15 protein-coding genes and 1 pseudogene are annotated in these 16,620 nt (G+C 72.9%); 9 read left to right on the top strand and 7 right to left on the bottom strand.

The features are described from left to right. The first annotated feature begins 113 nt into the window (after positions 1-113). From IE239_RS09935 to IE239_RS09900, 8 genes are read left to right on the top strand one after another with little or no spacing between them, the layout of a single operon-like run. Positions 114-1,322 carry a DegT/DnrJ/EryC1/StrS family aminotransferase gene (locus IE239_RS09935; protein WP_190148926.1) on the top strand — a complete coding sequence of 403 codons (1,209 nt, stop codon included), beginning with the start codon at positions 114-116 and terminating at the stop codon, positions 1,320-1,322. Further along, positions 1,319-2,767: a hypothetical protein gene (locus tag IE239_RS09930; RefSeq protein WP_190148925.1), complete on the top strand. Its 1,449-nt coding sequence runs from the start codon at positions 1,319-1,321 to the stop codon at positions 2,765-2,767. Before IE239_RS09935 ends, IE239_RS09930 begins: the two co-directional genes overlap by 4 nt. Further along, positions 2,760-3,488 (top strand): phosphoribosyltransferase family protein, encoded by a 729-nt coding sequence (locus IE239_RS09925; protein WP_190148924.1) that lies wholly within the window; start codon positions 2,760-2,762, stop codon positions 3,486-3,488. Before IE239_RS09930 ends, IE239_RS09925 begins: the two co-directional genes overlap by 8 nt. Then, positions 3,397-6,369: a methyltransferase domain-containing protein gene (locus tag IE239_RS09920; RefSeq protein ID WP_190148923.1), complete on the top strand. Its 2,973-nt coding sequence runs from the start codon at positions 3,397-3,399 to the stop codon at positions 6,367-6,369. The genes IE239_RS09925 and IE239_RS09920 overlap by 92 nt, the downstream gene beginning before the upstream one ends. Next, positions 6,366-7,154 carry an HAD family hydrolase gene (locus tag IE239_RS09915; RefSeq protein WP_190148922.1) on the top strand — a complete coding sequence of 263 codons (789 nt, stop codon included), beginning with the start codon at positions 6,366-6,368 and terminating at the stop codon, positions 7,152-7,154. Before IE239_RS09920 ends, IE239_RS09915 begins: the two co-directional genes overlap by 4 nt. Beyond that, a complete protein-coding gene (locus IE239_RS09910) occupies positions 7,151-8,479 on the top strand; it encodes a phosphoribosyltransferase (RefSeq protein ID WP_190148921.1) in 1,329 nt (442 codons plus the stop codon). Before IE239_RS09915 ends, IE239_RS09910 begins: the two co-directional genes overlap by 4 nt. 16 nt (positions 8,480-8,495) lie before the next feature. After that, the gene (locus IE239_RS09905; protein ID WP_190148920.1) at positions 8,496-9,296 is read left to right on the top strand and encodes a HisA/HisF-related TIM barrel protein; all 801 of its coding nucleotides are present in this window, start codon (positions 8,496-8,498) and stop codon (positions 9,294-9,296) included. After that, positions 9,293-10,078 carry a class I SAM-dependent methyltransferase gene (locus IE239_RS09900; protein ID WP_190148919.1) on the top strand — a complete coding sequence of 262 codons (786 nt, stop codon included), beginning with the start codon at positions 9,293-9,295 and terminating at the stop codon, positions 10,076-10,078. The genes IE239_RS09905 and IE239_RS09900 overlap by 4 nt, the downstream gene beginning before the upstream one ends. Positions 10,079-10,179: 101 nt before the next feature. Here the strand turns inward: IE239_RS09900 and hisF are convergent, their stop codons facing one another. The 3 genes and pseudogenes from hisF to IE239_RS09885 form a co-directional block, all read right to left on the bottom strand. Then, on the bottom strand, positions 10,180-10,995 hold the full coding sequence (gene hisF / locus IE239_RS09895; protein WP_190148918.1) for an imidazole glycerol phosphate synthase subunit HisF: 816 nt from the start codon (positions 10,993-10,995) through the stop codon (positions 10,180-10,182). Then, positions 10,983-11,627 (bottom strand): imidazole glycerol phosphate synthase subunit HisH, encoded by a 645-nt coding sequence (gene hisH, locus IE239_RS09890; protein WP_229877985.1) that lies wholly within the window; start codon positions 11,625-11,627, stop codon positions 10,983-10,985. Before hisH ends, hisF begins: the two co-directional genes overlap by 13 nt. 183 nt (positions 11,628-11,810) lie before the next feature. Then, a pseudogene (locus IE239_RS09885) lies at positions 11,811-12,131 on the bottom strand (GFA family protein); the annotation flags it as partial. A 164-nt stretch (positions 12,132-12,295) separates the two neighbouring features. Here IE239_RS09885 and IE239_RS09880 point away from each other — a divergent pair. Next, positions 12,296-12,490, top strand: a complete 195-nt coding sequence (locus IE239_RS09880) for a hypothetical protein (protein WP_190148916.1) — start codon at positions 12,296-12,298, stop codon at positions 12,488-12,490. A gap of 38 nt (positions 12,491-12,528) precedes the next feature. Here IE239_RS09880 and IE239_RS09875 read toward each other — a convergent pair whose 3' ends face one another. The 4 genes from IE239_RS09875 to IE239_RS09860 all read right to left on the bottom strand — a co-directional run bounded on the left by IE239_RS09875 (position 12,529) and on the right by IE239_RS09860 (position 16,557). After that, positions 12,529-12,969 carry a GFA family protein gene (locus IE239_RS09875; RefSeq protein WP_190148915.1) on the bottom strand — a complete coding sequence of 147 codons (441 nt, stop codon included), beginning with the start codon at positions 12,967-12,969 and terminating at the stop codon, positions 12,529-12,531. Positions 12,970-13,076: 107 nt separating this feature from the next. Further along, entirely contained in the window at positions 13,077-14,255 is a 1,179-nt protein-coding gene (locus IE239_RS09870; RefSeq protein ID WP_229877984.1) for a methyltransferase domain-containing protein, read from the bottom strand. Positions 14,256-14,270: 15 nt separating this feature from the next. Further along, positions 14,271-15,167: a radical SAM/SPASM domain-containing protein gene (locus IE239_RS09865; protein WP_190148914.1), complete on the bottom strand. Its 897-nt coding sequence runs from the start codon at positions 15,165-15,167 to the stop codon at positions 14,271-14,273. Between the two features lie 73 nt (positions 15,168-15,240). Continuing rightward, positions 15,241-16,557 (bottom strand): NsdA family TPR-like regulatory protein, encoded by a 1,317-nt coding sequence (locus tag IE239_RS09860; protein WP_190148913.1) that lies wholly within the window; start codon positions 16,555-16,557, stop codon positions 15,241-15,243. Positions 16,558-16,620: the final 63 nt, after the last annotated feature.

The raw sequence follows: 16,620 nt of genomic DNA, 5'->3' as shown, positions 1-16,620 counted from the left end.
GCCGGCCGACCGCGCCGACGGCTTGGCCGGCCAACATCTGGGCCGTTGCCGCCACCTGTCACGACGCGTACGGCCGCCTACCGACGGCCGGTGCGCGGGAGTTGGAGGACGCCATGCCGCACCGTTTCGAGCCGGCTCCGCAGCGCGAGCGAATCGCGGTGGCGCTCGCGGACTACGTTCGCGCGGGAGGGGCGCTGTCGGTGGCGGACGGCTCCGGCGTGATCGGGGAACTGGAGCAGCAGATCGAGAAGGTCCTGGGCCTGCCGGATCCGCTGTCGTTCTCCTCGGGCACCGCCGGGCTGCACGCGGCCTACCTCGCGCTGGACATGCCGCCCGGCTCGGAGGTGATCGGGCCGGTCACCACGTTCCACGCCTCGTTGAGTCCTGCGCTGCACGCCGGGCTCAACGCGGTGCTCGTCGACGTGGAGCCGGACACCGGGAACCTGTGCCCGGCGGCGCTGGAGGCGGCGATCACCCCGCTGACCCGGTGCGTGACGGTGACGCACTACCTGGGGCATCCCGCCGCGATGGAGGAGATCACCCGGATCTGCCGCGAACGGGATCTGCACCTGATCGAGGACATCAGCCACGCCTACCTTTCGATGCTGCACGGGCAGCGGGTGGGGACGTTCGGCGACATCTGCGTCGGCAGCATGCAGGACAGGAAGTCCTGGCCCGCCGGTGAGGGCGGCCTGTTCAGCGCCGCGCGCCCGCAGTGGCGCGAGCGGGCGCTGCTGGCCGGCCACTACCGCGGCCGCGCCCTGCTGCTGAAGGACCCGGAGCTGGCGGCGTTCGGGGAGACCGGGCTCGGGCTGAAGATGCGGATGCACCCGCTGGCCGCGGTGGTGGGCCTGGCCAACGCCGAGGACCTGGTGGAACGTCTGGCGGCCCGCCGCGCGCTGCTGGAGCGGCTGACCCGGGGCCTTCAGGGCCTGTCGGGGGTGCGGCCGCCTGTGGTGCGGCCCGGCGCCGGTATGGGGGGCTGGTTCTCCTACCGGCCGCAGATCCAGCCCGGCGAGCTGAAGCCGGGGGTGGACGTCAACGCCTACCTGCGGCGGCTGCAGGACGCCGGGGTTCCGGCGCACTACCCCTCGGTCGGCTCGCTGGCCGGCATGCCGCTGTTCACGCATCCGGTCCCGCTGCACGCGGCATCCGGCACCTGGCGGCCGCGGCGGTGCGGTCCCTTCCACGGCGAGAGCGCCTACAACGCGGGCCGGATCAGCGTGAGCGTCACCGACCAGGACACCGAGGAGACGATCGGCACCTACGCCGCCGCCTTCGCCGAGGCGTCGCAGGCCCTGGCCCGGCCGGTGGCGACATGACCGCCCGGGCAGCCGTCCCCACCGTCCCCGCCGAGCCCGGCCGGGCGGGCCTCTTACTGCCGGCGCGACGGCGGCTGTTCGGCTGGTCGAGGGAGATGGCCGCGCAGCGCGGAGAGCTGGAGCGCGGCTGGACGGCGGCGCTCCAGGCCGGCGGCGCAATCAGCCCGCCGCCGGGTGTCGCGGCGGCGCAGCATCTGGCGGACGGCGGCGGGTTCCGCCTTCCGGCCGCACTGGAGAACCAACTTCCGGCAGCGGCGAGGGCGTTCTTCGACGACCGGGTGGTGCGCGGGGGTTGGGTGTATCTGCGGGGCTTCGGCTACTACACGGCCGACGCGCAGATGTACCTGCCCGGCCGCGCTCCGGCGCCGGGCCGGAGGTTCGCCACCGTCCAGCAGCGGTGGCCCCGGTACGCGGAGTTCGCCCGCCCGCTGGCGGAGACCGCGGCGCGGGAACCGGCCGGGTGGTACGCGTGGTTGGCGTGGCTGGCGTTCCTGGAATCGGCGGTGCAGGACGTGTGCACCGCGCGGTGGAGCGCCGCAGTCCTCGCCGACGACAGGGCGGCCGGGGTGCTGGACGAGGTCCTTCAGGGGCTCGGCGTGCTGCTGGCCGAGGCTGCCTGGAACCGGTGGCAGCCGCAGGGTTGCCCGGCCGGTCCGTGCGATCGGGCCACCTGGGCGGAGCGGGCGACCGCCCTGACCTCCGATGCCCGGATCCCGGAGATCCTGCGCGAGCTGGCGCGGGCACTTCAGGGGCCCCAGGTCGCGGCGGACGCGGTGCGCGCCGTGCGCGAGGGCGACGTGCTGTGGCAGATCGCCGCAGTCGCCCAGACCCGCTGGCCGGCGCTGGCCGCAGCACATCCGGGCGCGCCGGTGCTGCTGGTCAGCGAGGCCTTCGGCGCGATGGCCGCGGGCCCGGTGCTCGCCGGGATGCTGCCGGCCGGTCAGCGCGACCGGGTCCGCCTCGCGCTCACCCGGGGTTCGGTCCACGAGGAGGAGATGGCCCGGGTCTCGGGCACCGCGTGGCGCACCGGGCGCCTGGAGGCGGACGGGCAGGTGGTGGTGCACCTGGACGACAGCGTGTTCACCGGCCGCACCCACGCCGGACTGCGTCGGGCCCTGACCGGCGTCCCCGCCGCGGTGTACCTGGTACCGCTGACGCTGGACGTCGGCACGCCCTTCAACCACCCCGAGGAGATCACCGCGCTCGGCCGCGGGGTCGGCGAGCACCTGGCCGACCTCGAGACCGCCGTGCGCGCCGTGGGCGGGGCGCTGCCGCCCGCGCCAAGCCTGTGGGCGCGCCGCAAGGCGCCGGGGCCGCCCCTCGGCGCCGACGACGGTCCGGAGGAAGGCTCGTGGGAGGAGGCGTTCGAGCGGGTGGCGGGCGGCTCGGACCGGCTGATGGCACTGCTGTGGGACCGCTACGCCCCGGAGGTCCGCAATGCCTGACCGCCCGAACCCGCGCACCTCGGCCGAAGTGCCGATAGAGGACCTGGTGTTCACCGCCGGGGCCGGCCGCCGGGCCCGCATGGTGTCCTGGCTGGCCTACCAGCAGATGGCCGCCGACGTGGCCGGGCAGATCCGCCGCGCCCACCCCGGTGCGGTGACGCTGGTGGGCATCTTGCAGGGCGGGTGGATCACCGCCCAGTCCCTGGCCGACCTCCTGCCCGCCTCGACGGTGCTGGCCGCCGCCGCCCGCCGCCGCAGCGAGCGCACCGACGGCCTGGAGCTGCTCGCCGCGGCCGACGGGCTCCTTGCCCCCGGTACTCCCCCGCCGGGGCAGCCGCTGATCGTGGTGGACGAGGTCGTCGACTCCGGCCGAACCGCCCGATTCTTCCTCGACCACCTCGCCCCGTACGAACCGCAGTTGGCGTGCCTGGCGGCCTCGGACACCGCGGACCCAGCGCCGCACTTCACTGCCTGGTCCATGTCCGACCTGCCCTCGCTGGTCCTGCCCTGGCGGGTCCTGCGCGACGCCGACCAGACCGCAGGGTGCCTGCTGGCCGCCGGCCCCCTGACCACCGCCCAGCTCGACGAGAGGCTGCGTGACCTCGGCCATGACATCGACCCCGACCTCCTTGAGTCCCACCTCGACCATCTCGCCGCTCGTGACCGGCTCCACCGCGACGGGACCCTCTGGCGCCTTGCCGGCGGGCCGGACGCTCCCTGATCCCGCGACCGTCAGCGGCATCGAGCGGGTGGCCGCGTTCTACGACGCGGACCCCGAGCGGGAGTGGCAGCGCACCCGCTCCGGCCCCTACCACCGGCTGGAGACGGAGGTCATCCACCAGCAGGTCCTGGCCGGGCTGCGCCCGGGAAGCCGCATCCTCGACATCGGCTCGGGCCCCGGCGTCCACGCCCTGGAACTGGCCCGCCGCGGGCACATGGTCGCCCTGTCCGACCTGTCCGCGAACAGCCTGGACAGCGCCCGCGCCCGCTTCCGCCAGGCCGGTCTGGAAGGGCACCTGCTGGGCACGCAGCACGGCCCGGCGCAGCACCTGGTTCCGCCGTCGGGCCAGTTCGACGCGGTGCTGATGTTCGGCCCGCTCTACCACCTGCTCGACGACGCGGACGCCGTCGAGGCGGTGCGCCGGGCCGCGACCGCGCTGGCGCCGGGCGGCCGGTTCCACGCGATCTTCCTGACCCGCACCTCGGTCCTGCGGGACCTGCTCAAGCGCGGCCGGTTCACGGAGATGACCGCCCTGACCGGCGGCGGATATCTCGACCACGGCCGCTACGAGCCGCTGCCTGCGGTGTCGGCCGACGACTACATGCCGCCCACCCGCACCCACCGCCTCACCGAGGCCGAGGACCTGCTGGCCGCGGCCGGACTGGAGGTCACCGACCGGTACTCGCTGGAGGGCGTCGCGGCGTGGATGCGCCCGTACGTCGACCAGGCGGCCGCCGACCAGGAGGCGTTCACCGCGCTGAGCCGCGCGGTGCGGGAGACCACCCAGGCGGGCGAACTCCTCGAGGCGGGTGATCACTTCCTGCTGTCCGCCGCACCGGCCGGACTGCCGCGCCCGCGCCCCCGGACCCGCACCGGGGCGGGACGGGCGGACCTCGTCGGGCGCCACCGCGGCGTGCTGGCCGGCGCCGACGGCCGGATCACCTTCGCCCCGGCCCTCATCCGCCACGGCGGCCGCCGCCTGCTGGCCGTGACCACCGGCCCGGCCGACGCCCGTACCTACATCCCTCGGCAGTTGCCCGGCCGCGCCCCCGAGCCGTGGTACACCGGCGGCCGCAACCGCATCGTCCTCACTGCCCTGCCCGAGCCCGGCGGGCCGGTGTCCCTGGACGGTGCTCGGCCGCTGCCGGTCCCGGACGGCTGCGACGACGTCACCGGCGTGAGCCTGGTCGTCCACCAGGAGGCGCTGCACGCCTACTTCAGCGCCCGGCCCGACGGCGGGGCCTGGTCGATCTACCGCACCGTCAGCCGCGACGGCGGAACCACCTGGGCCGCCCCCCACCTCGCCCTCGCCCCCGCCGCCGAGGAAGGGGCGAGCGACGGCGAGCACGTGCTGCTGCCGGCCGTGCTACACCGCGGCGGCGCCTGGTGGATGTGGTACGCCGGACGCGACGGCCACCACCGGCGCATCCACCTGGCCACCTCCACCGACGGCATCGTCTGGCAGCGCAACGGCGTCGTCGTCACCACCGGCCCGGCCGGCGCCCCGGACGCGTACGCCGCCGACTGCCCCGCCGTCGCCGCGAGTTCCGACGGCGGCCTGCTGATGGTCTACGGCGCCGGCACCTCCCGCTCGTTGGCGGCCGCGCACTCCCGCGACGGCCTGACCTGGCGGCCGCTGGGCGCCGTCCTGCACCGCGGCGGCCCCGGCAGCCCGGACTCCCGCTACGCCTTCTACCCCGCGCTGCTGCCCGAGGGAGGCGGCCGGATCCGGCTGCTGTACGCGGGCGAGGACGACCAGGCCCGCTGGACGGTGCTGGACGCCGGGCTGCTGGACGACAAGCTGCTGGCCGAGCGCCCCGCTCCACTGCCGCTGACCGACGAGATCGCAGCCGCCGTCGACCGCGTCCGCGACGAGGTCCCCGCCCCGTACTGGGAGATCCCGGAGGACTGCCACGCCCCCGCGCCCGCCTACGCCTCCCCCGACGGCGCGCTGGCCCAGCTGCGGCCGAGCAGCACGCCGGTGTTCGCCGCCCGCACGACCGCGGGCACGGTCGTGGTCAAGCCCGGTCGCGGACGTGCCTTCGCCGAACGGGAGCACACCGGTCTGCAGGCCCTCGCCCGGCATCTGCCCGTGCCTGTCACCGCGCTGCACTACCGCGGCGAGGACGCGACGCTGGTCTCCCAGGCCGTGGACGGCGTCCCCTTGCGGGACCTGGCCGCCACCGACCCGGGGCGATTCCTGACGGTCCTGGGCGAGGTGGCCGCCCGGCTGGTCCACGGCGCCACCGCGACGCTGACCCCCCGCCGGGAGGACGACGTCGACCACTCGCTCCAGACCCCCGCGGTGCTGTCCGGCTGGGTGGAGGACCTCGCCCACCGGCTGCGGCCCTGGGCCGACCACACCCTTCACCTCAACGGCGCACCGACCCACCTCAGTTGCCGCTCCCTCATCCACCTCGCGCGCCGCTCCCTCACCCCGGCCGCCCCGGGCGGCTGGCTCGTCCACGCCACCGGCGACCTCCACCTGGGCAACGTCCTCGTCCACCCGACCGAGCGGCGCTGGTGGGTGATCGACGCTGAGTTCGCCGGCATGCACGACCTCGACCAGACACTGGCCAAGCTGGCCGGCTCCTGCCTGAAGCACACCGGCCTGCTCGCCGACGCCGCGGTCCGCGAACACCGCGGCGTCCTTCAGGTCACCTGCCCACTGGCCGAACCGTTGGGGGGACAGCTCCTCGAAACGACCTGGCTGCTGGACCGGTTCGACGGCCTGCCCCTGGACCGGGCCCGGATCCTCGGCCTGCTCATGCCGGACTTGTACTTCCGCCTCACCCGCGACGAGAACGCCCCCGCCGCCGCCGAGGGCCTGGCTGCCCTCGCGCTGGCCGCTCGGATGACCGGCCACGGAGCAGCCCAGTGACCCCCACCCCCCACCAGCCGCTCGTGCCGCCGATGCCCGCGGTCACCACCGTCCTGTTCGACATCGACAACACCCTGATCCCCACCCGCGCGATCTGGCAGCACGCCCTGGACGCCGTCGCCACCCGACTCGCCGGCGCCCACCCCGGCGTGAGCGCGGCCGTCATCGCCTCCACCTACGTGAGCACCTCCGACCGGCTGTGGGGCGACTACGACCGCGCCCTGGCCCCGCTCGGCTCGCACACCGCCGCCCGCCGCCACGTCTGGGAATCCGCCCTGCGCGAAGCGGGGATCGTACTGGACGAGCGGCAACTGGCCGCCCACGTCGACGACTTCGCCCACCGGCAGATGCGCGCGATCCGCACCGTTCCCGCCATCGTCGACGCCTTCCGGCGTCTCGCGGCGGTCTACCAGCTCGGCGTCGTCACCAACGGCGACGCCGACCAGCAGCACGCCAAGCTCGAACAGGCCGGCCTAGAGCGGTACTTCGAGACCGTGGTGTGCGCGCTGGGCAACGGCCACCGCAAGCCGCATCCCGCACCGTTCCACCGGGCCTGCGAGGACCTGGCCGTCCGGCCCGAGGAGTGCCTATACGTCGGCGACGAGTGGACCGCCGACATCGTCGGCGCCCGCGCCGCCGGACTGCACCCGGTCTGGATCACCCCCACCGGGCAACCCCCGCCCGGATCGGCACCGACCACCCGCTTCACCAGCCTCGCCTCCTGCCTGGCCGCGCTGTGCGACCACGCCGCGCGCCGGCCCATCCGCGAAACGGAGCCCACGTGACCACCACGACTACCACCCTCCCGCCCCCGCCCCGGGCGAACACGGCCCACCCTGCCTACCCCGCCCCGCCCGTCTCCGGGAGCGCCGTCGCCTGCGACCTGCTGGGCCTGGTCCGCATTCCCGCCGCCGAGCTGCACCTCGCGGCCAACGCCGGCCTGGACCCCGCCCTGCTGGACACCTTCCTCCCGGCCGCCGGCGGCCCCCGGCCCGCGGCGGGCGCCCGCAACATCCGGCTCAGCCGGGGCCCGGCCTACTACCAGCCCCGTACGGCGCTGCCGTCCTGGGCGGCGCTGGGCGAAGCCCTCGGCCGCCTGGACCACCGGGCGCCGGGGCAGGCCCCGGCACTGCGGCACGCGCTGCTCGACAACCTCCACAACCTCGCCGCCGCCGGCGCCTACACCCTGTGGCACGGCCTCACCGACCGCCCCAGCCTCACCGACGATCCGCGCCCGGCCGCGCTGGAACGCCTGCTGGAGACCGCCACCTCCACCGCTGCCGCGCTTCACGGCCACCGCGCCGCCGGCCCGTTCGCCCCGCACCCCGGCGACCTCGCACTGCTGCAGGCCCACGAGGCGGGCTGGCGGGCCTTCCGGGAGCTCGACAACCCGGTCAAGATCGGCAACGAGCTGCGCTTCCTCGCCGAGCACGTACTGGCACCCCGGCCCGACATCACCGCTGTCCTCGCCCCGCTGTACGGGTCGCTGTCCCTCGCGCTGGCCGCCCGGACCGTCCTTCCCGCTCTGCTCGGCCGGCCGGTCGACGTGCACCTGGTCCGCCTTGGGTTCCACGACCAGGGCAACGTCGCATACCTCGGCGCCAGCGGCACCGTCCGCCACCGCGCCACAGCCCCCCGCGCCTACCGCGACCGCCTGACCGCCGCGGCCCGCGACACGACCCTGCTGGTCATCGACGACAACGTGGGCTACGGCGACACGCTGCGCGCCAGCCGCCAGCTGGTCGAGCAGCTCGGCGGTCGGGCCGTCACCCGCAGCGTCGAATCCGCGTGGACCCTCTACCACCGCTCCGGCCGGCACGACATCGCCGACGCCGCCGACCTGCCGAGCCTGCGCCCCAACCTGCACCACAGCATCCAGACCCGCCTGACCGGACACCTGCTGCGCGGCGACACCGGCGCCTACCTGAGCGACGGAGCCCACCGTACGGCGGGCACGCTGCACCGGCAGATGGCCGCCAGCTTCGACCTCGCGGTGAGCACCGGCACCTGGACCACCGCCCAACTGGCCGCCATGCGGGCCGAACTCGCCCACGCGGCCTCCTGGAACGAACCGCCCGCCCCCCGCCCGGCCGCGCTCGCCGCCGCCTGAACCCGGAGGCGCCCACATGCCCACCACCCCCACCCCGGGGACCGCTGCGGCCACCCTGCCCACTGCCCTTCACGCCGGGCCGCCCGGCCCGTGGCGGGTGAACGTCGACGTCCGCCACGGCACGGTCACCTCCCTCCCCGGCCTGCCGCCGGGACGGCTGCTCGCCGACCTCCTCGACGACGACGTGCCCACCGCCGTCATCGACCTCGACCGCTCCACCGGCACCAGCACCAGCACCGCGCTGCTGGAGACGGCCGTGCGCCACCACCCCGGCCGGCTGTGGGCCGGCGGCCGACTGGCCCCGCGCGACCCGGCCGTCCGCCGCCTCCTGGACGCGGGCGCCGCCGGTGTCCTGCTCGGCTCCACCGGCCTGCTCCCCGACGGACGCCTCGACCCGCACGCCTGGCCGGACTTCACCACCCTCGCGGACGCCGGACAACTGATGCTGTCCCTCGACGCCGTGGACGGGCGGATCGTCACCGACGGCTTCACCCGCACCACCAACGTGGCGCTCACCGACGCCCTGGACGCCCTCCTCGACGCCACCGGCGGCACCCAGCCCGTCCTGATCACCGACGCCCGCGCGGCAACCCACCGCACCCCGCCCCCCTGGCAGGTTCTCGACCGCCTCGCGGGCCGCCACCCGCATGCCTTCCTCTGGTACGCCGGCGGCCTGTCCGGGTGGGCCGACCTGACGCGCCTGTGGCATGCCGGCTGGGGCGCCGTCGTCGGCCGCGCCTACCTCACCGCTCCCCGCGGTCTGCCCGACGCCGAAGGCCGCCTTCACCGCACCCCGCCTACGGAGAAACGGACATGACCCAGCCCGCCCCCGCGCCCGCCCCGACGCCCGACGGTGATCCGTGGTGGATCAGCAACTACCGCGGCACCGGCTACCTGGAGCGCTACGGCAGCCACGACGGCGCCACCACCCGACGTGACGTCGCCTTCCTCGCCGCCCGCCTCGCCCTGCAGACCGATCACACGATCCTCGACCTGTGCTGCGCTTTCGCCCGGCACACGGCCGAGCTGACCCGCCGCGGCTACACCCACACCACCGGCGTCGACCTGTCCCAGGACCTCCTCGACCACGCCGCCGCCACCGCCGCGGCGGACGGCGAGCGGATCAACCTGTTGCACGCGGACGTCCGCGGCCTTCCCCTGGACGACGGCTGCGCCGACGCCGTCCTGCTCCTGTTCAACTCCTTTGGCTTCCTCGACACCACCGACGAGGACCTCGGGGTCCTGCGCGAAGCCTTCCGTGTCCTGCGCCCCGGCGGCCGCATGGCCATGGACCACTTCACCCCGCACCCCGACACCACCGGCATGGGAACCCGCACCGTCCGCGGCGATCACGCCGAAACCACCCAGCAGGTCACCTGGGACCCCGCCACGCGCAGACTCAATCGGCACACCACCACCGCCTACGACGACGGCACCACGGACACCAGCCACAGCTCGGTCCGCCTCTACACCCCTGCGGAGCTGACCGAGCTGCTGCACGCGGCCGGCTTTGTCGTCGACGAGCAGTTCGGCGGCTACGACGCCCGCCCCCTCACCGCCGACAGCAGCCGCCACCTGGTGACCGCGCACCGGCCCTGACCCGCCGTACGCCCGGGTCGGCCGTGCGGCGCCGGAAAACAAAGCCGGGCCCGACCGCGTTCAGCGGCCGGGCCCGGCGTCGTTTCCGGGAGGGAGCGTGCTCAGTCCAGGCGGACCGGGAGCCCGTACCGCTTGGCGAGCTCGGCCTTGATCTCCGCGACCGGGACGGTGCGCTCCATGCGCGGCGAGTACAGCAGCGAGCTGACGATCGCCGCTGACGCGCCCGCTTCGGTGAACGCCGCCGCCGCGTGCTCGGCTGAACCGGCGCCGCCGGAGGCGATCACCGGCAGGTTGACCGCCTCGGCGATCTGGCGGGTGATCTCCAGGTCGTAGCCCTCGTGTGTGCCGTCCTGGTCGATGGAGTTGACGCAGATCTCCCCGGCCCCCAGCTCCTCGCCACGGCGCGCCCACACGATGGCGTCCATGCCGGTGGCCTGCCGGGCCCCGTCGATGAACACCTCGTACCCGCTGGGGATCTCGGCCGTGACCGGGACGCGCTTGACCTGCATGGACTGCACGATGCACTGGCGGCCGAACTCGGCCGACCCCTCGGTGATGATCGTGGGATTGCGCACCGCCATCGAGTCCAGGCTGATCTTCTCCGCGCCGGCGGCCAGCACCGCGTGCATGTCCTCCAGCGACCGGATCCCGCCGCCCACCGTCAGCGGCACGAACACCGTCTCGGCGACCTTGCGGATCGTGGCCAGGTCCGCCTGGCGGCGCTGCGCGCTGGCGAGGATGTCGTAGAAGATGATCTCGTCGATGCCGTCCGCGTACACCGACGCGGCGACCTCGGCGGCGTCGCCGACGTCGATGTTGTCCTCGAAGCGGCGGGCCTTGGTGACCCGGCCGTCGATGATGTCGAAGCAGGCGATGAGCCGGGTGGTCAGCCCGGTCGCGACGTTCAGGCCGGGCACAGCTCCTCCTGCGGGGTCTTGGCGAACCGCTCGAGGAGGTCCAGCCCCAGCGGGCCGGACTTCTCGGTGTGGAACTGCGTGGCCATGATGTTGCCGCGTGCGACGGCAGAGGTGAACGGCAGGCCGTACTCCGTAGTGGCCGCGATGTCCCCTGTGTCTGAGGGGTCGGCGTAGTAGCTGTTCACGAAGTAGAAGTGACCCGCTTCCGGCAGGCCGGCCAGGAAGGGATGGGTCGAGGTGCGGTGTACCTGGTTCCAGCCCATCTGCGGCACCCGCACGTCGGCGCCGTTGAAGGCCCGTACGGTCCCGGGCAGCCAGCCCAGGCATGTCGCGTCCTGTTCCTCGCTTGTCTCGAAGAGGACCTGCAGGCCCACGCAGATGCCCAGGAACGGGGTGCGGCCTTCGATAACCCGGGCGTGAAGCGCCTCGGGCCATCCGGCTTCGGACAGGTAGGTCATCGTGGTCCCGGCTGATCCGACGCCAGGAAGGATGATCCGGTCGATGCCGTCGAGTTGCGTGGGCGAGGTGAGCAGACGGTTCGGCACACCGAGGAAGTTCAGCGCGTGGACCACGCTCTGGCTGTTTCCGGTGCGGTAGTCGATCACGCCGACCACGGGTCGGTCGTCCTGCATGAACGCCTCAATCTAAGGGCCGCCGAAGGCGCCCCGGTTGAAGTAGCTGGCCGCCGTCACATAGCGGCAAGGGTCACTGTGAGTCTATCGGCGGCCACTAGCCGATGCGGCTTGTTCCGCTCCGGCTCTGCGAGTCAGGGCAAAGAACTGCCCGCTTCCCCGCGCCCCAGGATCTCCTGCGCTTCAGCTGACGGAGCTGCTCTGGATGTCCGGCACCTGGGGCAGCCAGCGCACGGAGCTGTCGCGGAAGGACTGGTTGACGGGGACGAGATCGTCACCGGTGGTGTCGTCCAGGGCCGGAACGACGATGCCAATCTCCGGGATGTCGCTGTCGATCGCCGCGAGACGGCTTCCGCAGTTGGGGCAGAAGCCGCGCTGGGCCTCGCCCTCGAACGTCTCGAACCAGGTCGGCTCGATCCCGTTGGTCCAGCTGACGTCCTCGGGGGCGAAGCCGGCCCACCACATCATCGGGCCGCCGCCGAGCTTCTGGCAGTGCGGACAACTGCATGTTTCCCTGTCAAGTCCTTGTGTTCACGTCTTGTGCCTCCTCTAGGTGGCGGCGCGCGGTGGCGGCCGTCGAAGGTGCGGGACGGCCATCCAACGAACGGGTTGAGTAGTTCCTGTAAGACCAACTCTGCCGTGTTTACAGGCGCGTTGTGGTCTCTTCGATGAATTCGACGGACCCGTTCGCGGGCGGCTCACAATTCATCGCCGATGTCCCGATGCTCCGCGCACCCAGACTCGTCGAAACCGACACCGCCCGAAAACCCAAAGTTCTGGCTCTCGCTTCCGATTTCGTCTCGGTGGGGCGGCAGCCCGAATTCATCCAGGAAGTAGCTCCGCGCATTTCTGAAGTGCCCTGAGCGTCCCTGGACTGCTTTGGACTTCCGTCGGCTCTCGGTCAGCTGGCCGTGGTGGGCTCTGTCTTCGCTACCGAGGGCAGCCAGCGCACAGCGTTGTCGTGGAAGGAGGCGTGGATCGGCACGAGGTCTTCGCCGCTGGTGTCGTCGAGGGCGGTGACGTTAATGCCGATCTCCGGGATGTCGCTGTCGATCGCCGCGACGCGGCTGCCGCAGGTCGGGCAGAAGCCGCGCTTCGCCTCACCTGGGAAGGTCTCGTACCAGGTCGGCTCGCCACCCTCGCCGATCCAGGTGACCGTCTTGAAGCCCACCCACCACATCACGGGGGTGCCGCCGAGTTTTTGGCAATGTCCACATTCACAGGTGTGGGGGAAGACTGCGGGGCCCTGGGCGGTGAAGCGGATGCGACCGCAGAGGCAGCCGCCGGTGCGATCCTCAGCTGGTTCGGTTCGCTGGGCGCCGGCGGTTTGGGCGGCGTTCATCAGGTGATCTCCCAGGTGTGATGGGCAAGTTGGGCAGATCAGTGTGCCATCGCTTCCATGATCGTCAGGACTCGCCGCACACGATGACATGACCTTGCGCTGAATGCTCAGGTGAGGGTGGACGACCAGCCCTTTCGGGAGAACGTGGCCGTTCCGTCGGGGGCGATGGTCACCTTGGCCCCGCGGATGGGAAGGTCGCCGTCCACCACGAGCCAGGTGCGGATGCGGTCCAGTTCGTCCCACAGCCGCCGGGGCCCGCCCTGGTGCACGGTCGGGGAGTCCCTGCGCCCGGCGGCCGTGGCGCGTGCCCACGAGCCGTCCGCGCGAAGCATGTAGACGGTGCGGGTGCCGTCGTCCGCCGTGTGCTGGCGGTGGTCGATGCCAGGCACGATGAGTTCGAGGGTGGAGCGCACGTCCCAGGTGTCCGGCACGTACATCAGCGGGTAGCGGCTGGTGGTGATGCTCTCGCCCTCGGCGTGCTGAGCGGTCTGCCACAGCGGCGGGTTCTCCGGGAAGGTGTCGTCGTAGTCGTCGCCGTGCCGCGCGGCCATGAATCCCGCCGCTTCCGGCGCGACGTGCCCGAGGGCGCCACCGTCTGAGGTCTTGTCCGCGACGATGACCAGCCCGGTGTCGGCGATGGTGGTCACCAGCCGTCCGCCGGGGGCGAGCGCCTTGAGCCACGAGGCGGGTACGGCGGGCACGGCGACGGTGGAGATGATCCGGTCGTAGGTGCCCTCGGGCAGGTCACCGGTCAGATCGCAGACTTCGAGGCGCGGATGGTGGCCGGCCTCGGCCAGCCGCTTCCGTGCCGCGTGCACCAGATACGGATCAACGTCCACGCTCGTGACCTGCTTCTCGTCGAGGCGGGCGCAGGCCAGGGCGGTGCCGTAGCCGCTGCCGCAGGTCAGCAGCAGCCTGGAGGTGTCCGTGATCCATGCGGCTCGGTACATCGTCAGGATCAGCGCGGGCAGCGTGGAGGACGAGGTGGAGCGGCCCGTCCGCCCCCGGGCAGGTGTCTGGCCCGCCTCGGCGTGGTCGGCGTGGAGGGTCCCGACGCGGGTGACGAGCGTGGTGTCGGCGTAGGTGTCTCGCATCCACGCCTCGGTGTCGCTCGCGCCGTCGCGCAGCTGCCACACCTCCTCGCCGTCGCCGTTCGTGGCCCTGGTCCACCACCGCGGCACGAAGAGGTGCCGTGGGGTGGTGGCCACCGGCTGATACCAGCGTGACTCGGGCCGGATCACGGTGCCGGCGGCCAGCCGCTGTGCTGCTGCTTCCCAGTCCTTCAAGGGGGTCCTTGCCTTTCAGCCCGCAGAGTTCGGGATGGCGCTGTCGTCGGCGGGGCCGCAGGTTCCGCCTCCGCCCTGGCTGTCGTCGTTGGGGCCGCAGTCCGGGCCGCACGGGTCGAGGCGGCCGGCCGGGATACTCGCGGCGACCTGCTGCCACTGCGGCGAGGCGAACACCCCGGCCAGCGGGGCGTTCCTGATCTGCCCGGCCGGGAGGAAGCGGCCGATCACGCAGGGAGTCACGGTGCCGTCCGACAGGATCGCGGCGGTGCCCCTGGCGCACCGGCCGCACAGCTCGGACGTGGACGGCAGACCGGTGTCCTTGGCCGCGTTGCCGACGGCGCGGACTCGGTCGATGTGCACGTCCGTGATGCCGAGCACTTCCAGTTCCGCGCGGGCCTGCTCGACGCGCTGTCCGTCCCGCACGTCGACGATGCCGACCCGGACACGGATGCCGCGGCGGTGCGCCTCGATGATGTTCGCGCGGGTCGCGGCGTGGGAGCCGGTGCGCCCCGTCACCTCGTCGTGTCCCTCGTCAGTGTCGGCGTAGTACGACGTCGCCAGGGTGACGCCGGGACGGCTGAAAAGCGTCCAGTGCTCACGGCGGACGCGGTAGAGGTTGGTGTAGACGCGAACCTCGAGTCCCCGGGCGAGGGCGTGTTCCACGAGCGCGGCGAAGTCGGGGTGGAGCGTGGGTTCGCCGCCGATCAGCTGGATCTTCTTGACGCCGAGGGCGGCGGCCTCGCTGATGACCCGCTTCCAGTCCTCGCCGGTCATGGTGCCGTGCCCCTGGGTCGGGCCCGCTTTTACGAAGCAGAGCGTCGGGCACGTGAGCTGGCAGCGGCGGGTGATCTCCAGCTCAAGGAAGCCGGGGATATGGGGAGTTGTCGTCGGAGCTTCGGGGGCGATCGTCACGGGCCGTTCCCTTCAGTCATGTTCCATGGCTCAGCAGAACCTCAACGCTTCAAGAGCATCCCTTGGCCCCTTTTCACACGCCGGCGACGGCCGACGACAGGGCTTCGAACCGATGGACCATGCGCTGGGAGCTGACGGTGCCGATGAGCCCTTCGGCCTGATCGAGGAGTTCCCGTGCCTGGTCGTCGTCGCCGCACTGGTGAACAGTGTCGGCCAGGTCGAGCACTGCGTAGAGGTGGTCGCGCGGGTAGTCGGGTGCACTCGCCTCGACGCGGCTGCGCAGGAAGGGGACGGCCCGTGACGGCTGGTCGCAGGCGAGCCAGGCCCGGCCGGTGGCGGCGTCCACGGAGTCCTTCGTGAGCCAAGTCGCCCACCACGGTGTGCGCTCGTCTGGAGAGCTGAGGTGGAGCAGCGCTTCGTCGCGGAATCGGAGGACCGCGTCAGGGTCGTGCCGCCGTCCTGCGGCGTAGACACGCCGGTCGGCGATCACCGCCGCCACTGCGGACGGAAGCTCTGGCGTCCGTGCGGCGATGTCGAGGAGCGCGGCGGCGTCGTTGTGGTGGCCCAGCCATGCGGCCTGGTACGCGGCGGAGGAAACAAGATTGGCCGTCGAGTGACGGGCAGTCAACGACGTTCCGGCCTCGCGCGCCAGCCGCATCCCCGTGTGGTAGACACGCTGGGCCTGGGGTTGTTGGCGGGCGTCGAAGAGCATCCAGCCGACCTGCTCGCTCAGCTCGATGTAAGCGGTCTGGAGCCGGTCGACGAGTGGCCCGTGGCCCCGGGCCTGTGCGACGACCCGGGAAGTGCTCTGCCAGATGCCGAGGCCCCAGGTGAGGTCGCCGCTGGCACTCCCGGTGGAGTCGTCCATCTCCCGGAGGTCCCGGACCGCGCTCTCGATCGAGCCGACGAGCTTCTCGCTCAGGCGCGTGGCGGACGGCGCGGCGGCAGCCTCCGCTATCGGGCCGAGCAGCAGCGCGAGGGCGGGGGCGGTGGCTGCGGCTCCGGTGAGCATGAGCAGGTTGCGGCGGTCCATCAGGTCTCCTTGGCTGATCTCCTGGAGCAGGGCCTCCAGGGGGGCGTCGCCGGGCGCGTCGAGGTGACGGTGACGGGTCCTGGGACGAGGCAGGTCCCATCCGACGTCGGCCGCGGTGATGCACCGTCCAGCCCTGGCGGTGAGGACGGCCAGGGCGTCCGCCTGGTTATCGGGCTGCGGGAGAGAGGGGATCTCGCGCAGCCAGGGGTAGGCCGCCTTCGGGCTGAGAGGGGAACAGCCGCGGCGGGCCCGCCGCTGGTTGATGCGGGCGATGAGCTGCTCCGGCCGCATCCCCAACTGCTGTAACAGGGCGCCGAGCACATTGGCCGGCGGGGCGTCAACCGCTGCTGGCTCCATGGGCACTCCAAGTCCGGCGGGGTCCTGGCCGGAAGGTACCACCGCTCAGGGGACCGCCTGAAG

This window comes from Streptomyces humidus, assembly GCF_014649655.1.
Classification (GTDB): Bacteria; Actinomycetota; Actinomycetes; order Streptomycetales; family Streptomycetaceae; genus Streptomyces; species Streptomyces humidus.
The sequence above is the reverse complement of the archived record's forward strand: the minus strand, read 5'-3'. Positions and strand labels throughout refer to the sequence as shown.

Excerpts from the sequence above, each read along its gene's own strand:
- IE239_RS09935 (WP_190148926.1), top strand. The coding sequence starts at position 114 with ATGCCGCACCGTTTCGAGCCGGCTCCGCAGCGCGAGCGAATCGCGGTG.
- IE239_RS09930 (WP_190148925.1), top strand. The coding sequence starts at position 1,319 with ATGACCGCCCGGGCAGCCGTCCCCACCGTCCCCGCCGAGCCCGGCCGG.
- IE239_RS09925 (WP_190148924.1), top strand. The coding sequence starts at position 2,760 with ATGCCTGACCGCCCGAACCCGCGCACCTCGGCCGAAGTGCCGATAGAG.
- IE239_RS09905 (WP_190148920.1), top strand. The coding sequence starts at position 8,496 with ATGCCCACCACCCCCACCCCGGGGACCGCTGCGGCCACCCTGCCCACT.
- IE239_RS09900 (WP_190148919.1), top strand. The coding sequence starts at position 9,293 with ATGACCCAGCCCGCCCCCGCGCCCGCCCCGACGCCCGACGGTGATCCG.
- hisH (WP_229877985.1), bottom strand. The coding sequence starts at position 11,627 with ATGCAGGACGACCGACCCGTGGTCGGCGTGATCGACTACCGCACCGGA.
- IE239_RS09880 (WP_190148916.1), top strand. The coding sequence starts at position 12,296 with ATGAATTCGACGGACCCGTTCGCGGGCGGCTCACAATTCATCGCCGAT.
- IE239_RS09875 (WP_190148915.1), bottom strand. The coding sequence starts at position 12,969 with ATGAACGCCGCCCAAACCGCCGGCGCCCAGCGAACCGAACCAGCTGAG.
- IE239_RS09860 (WP_190148913.1), bottom strand. The coding sequence starts at position 16,557 with ATGGAGCCAGCAGCGGTTGACGCCCCGCCGGCCAATGTGCTCGGCGCC.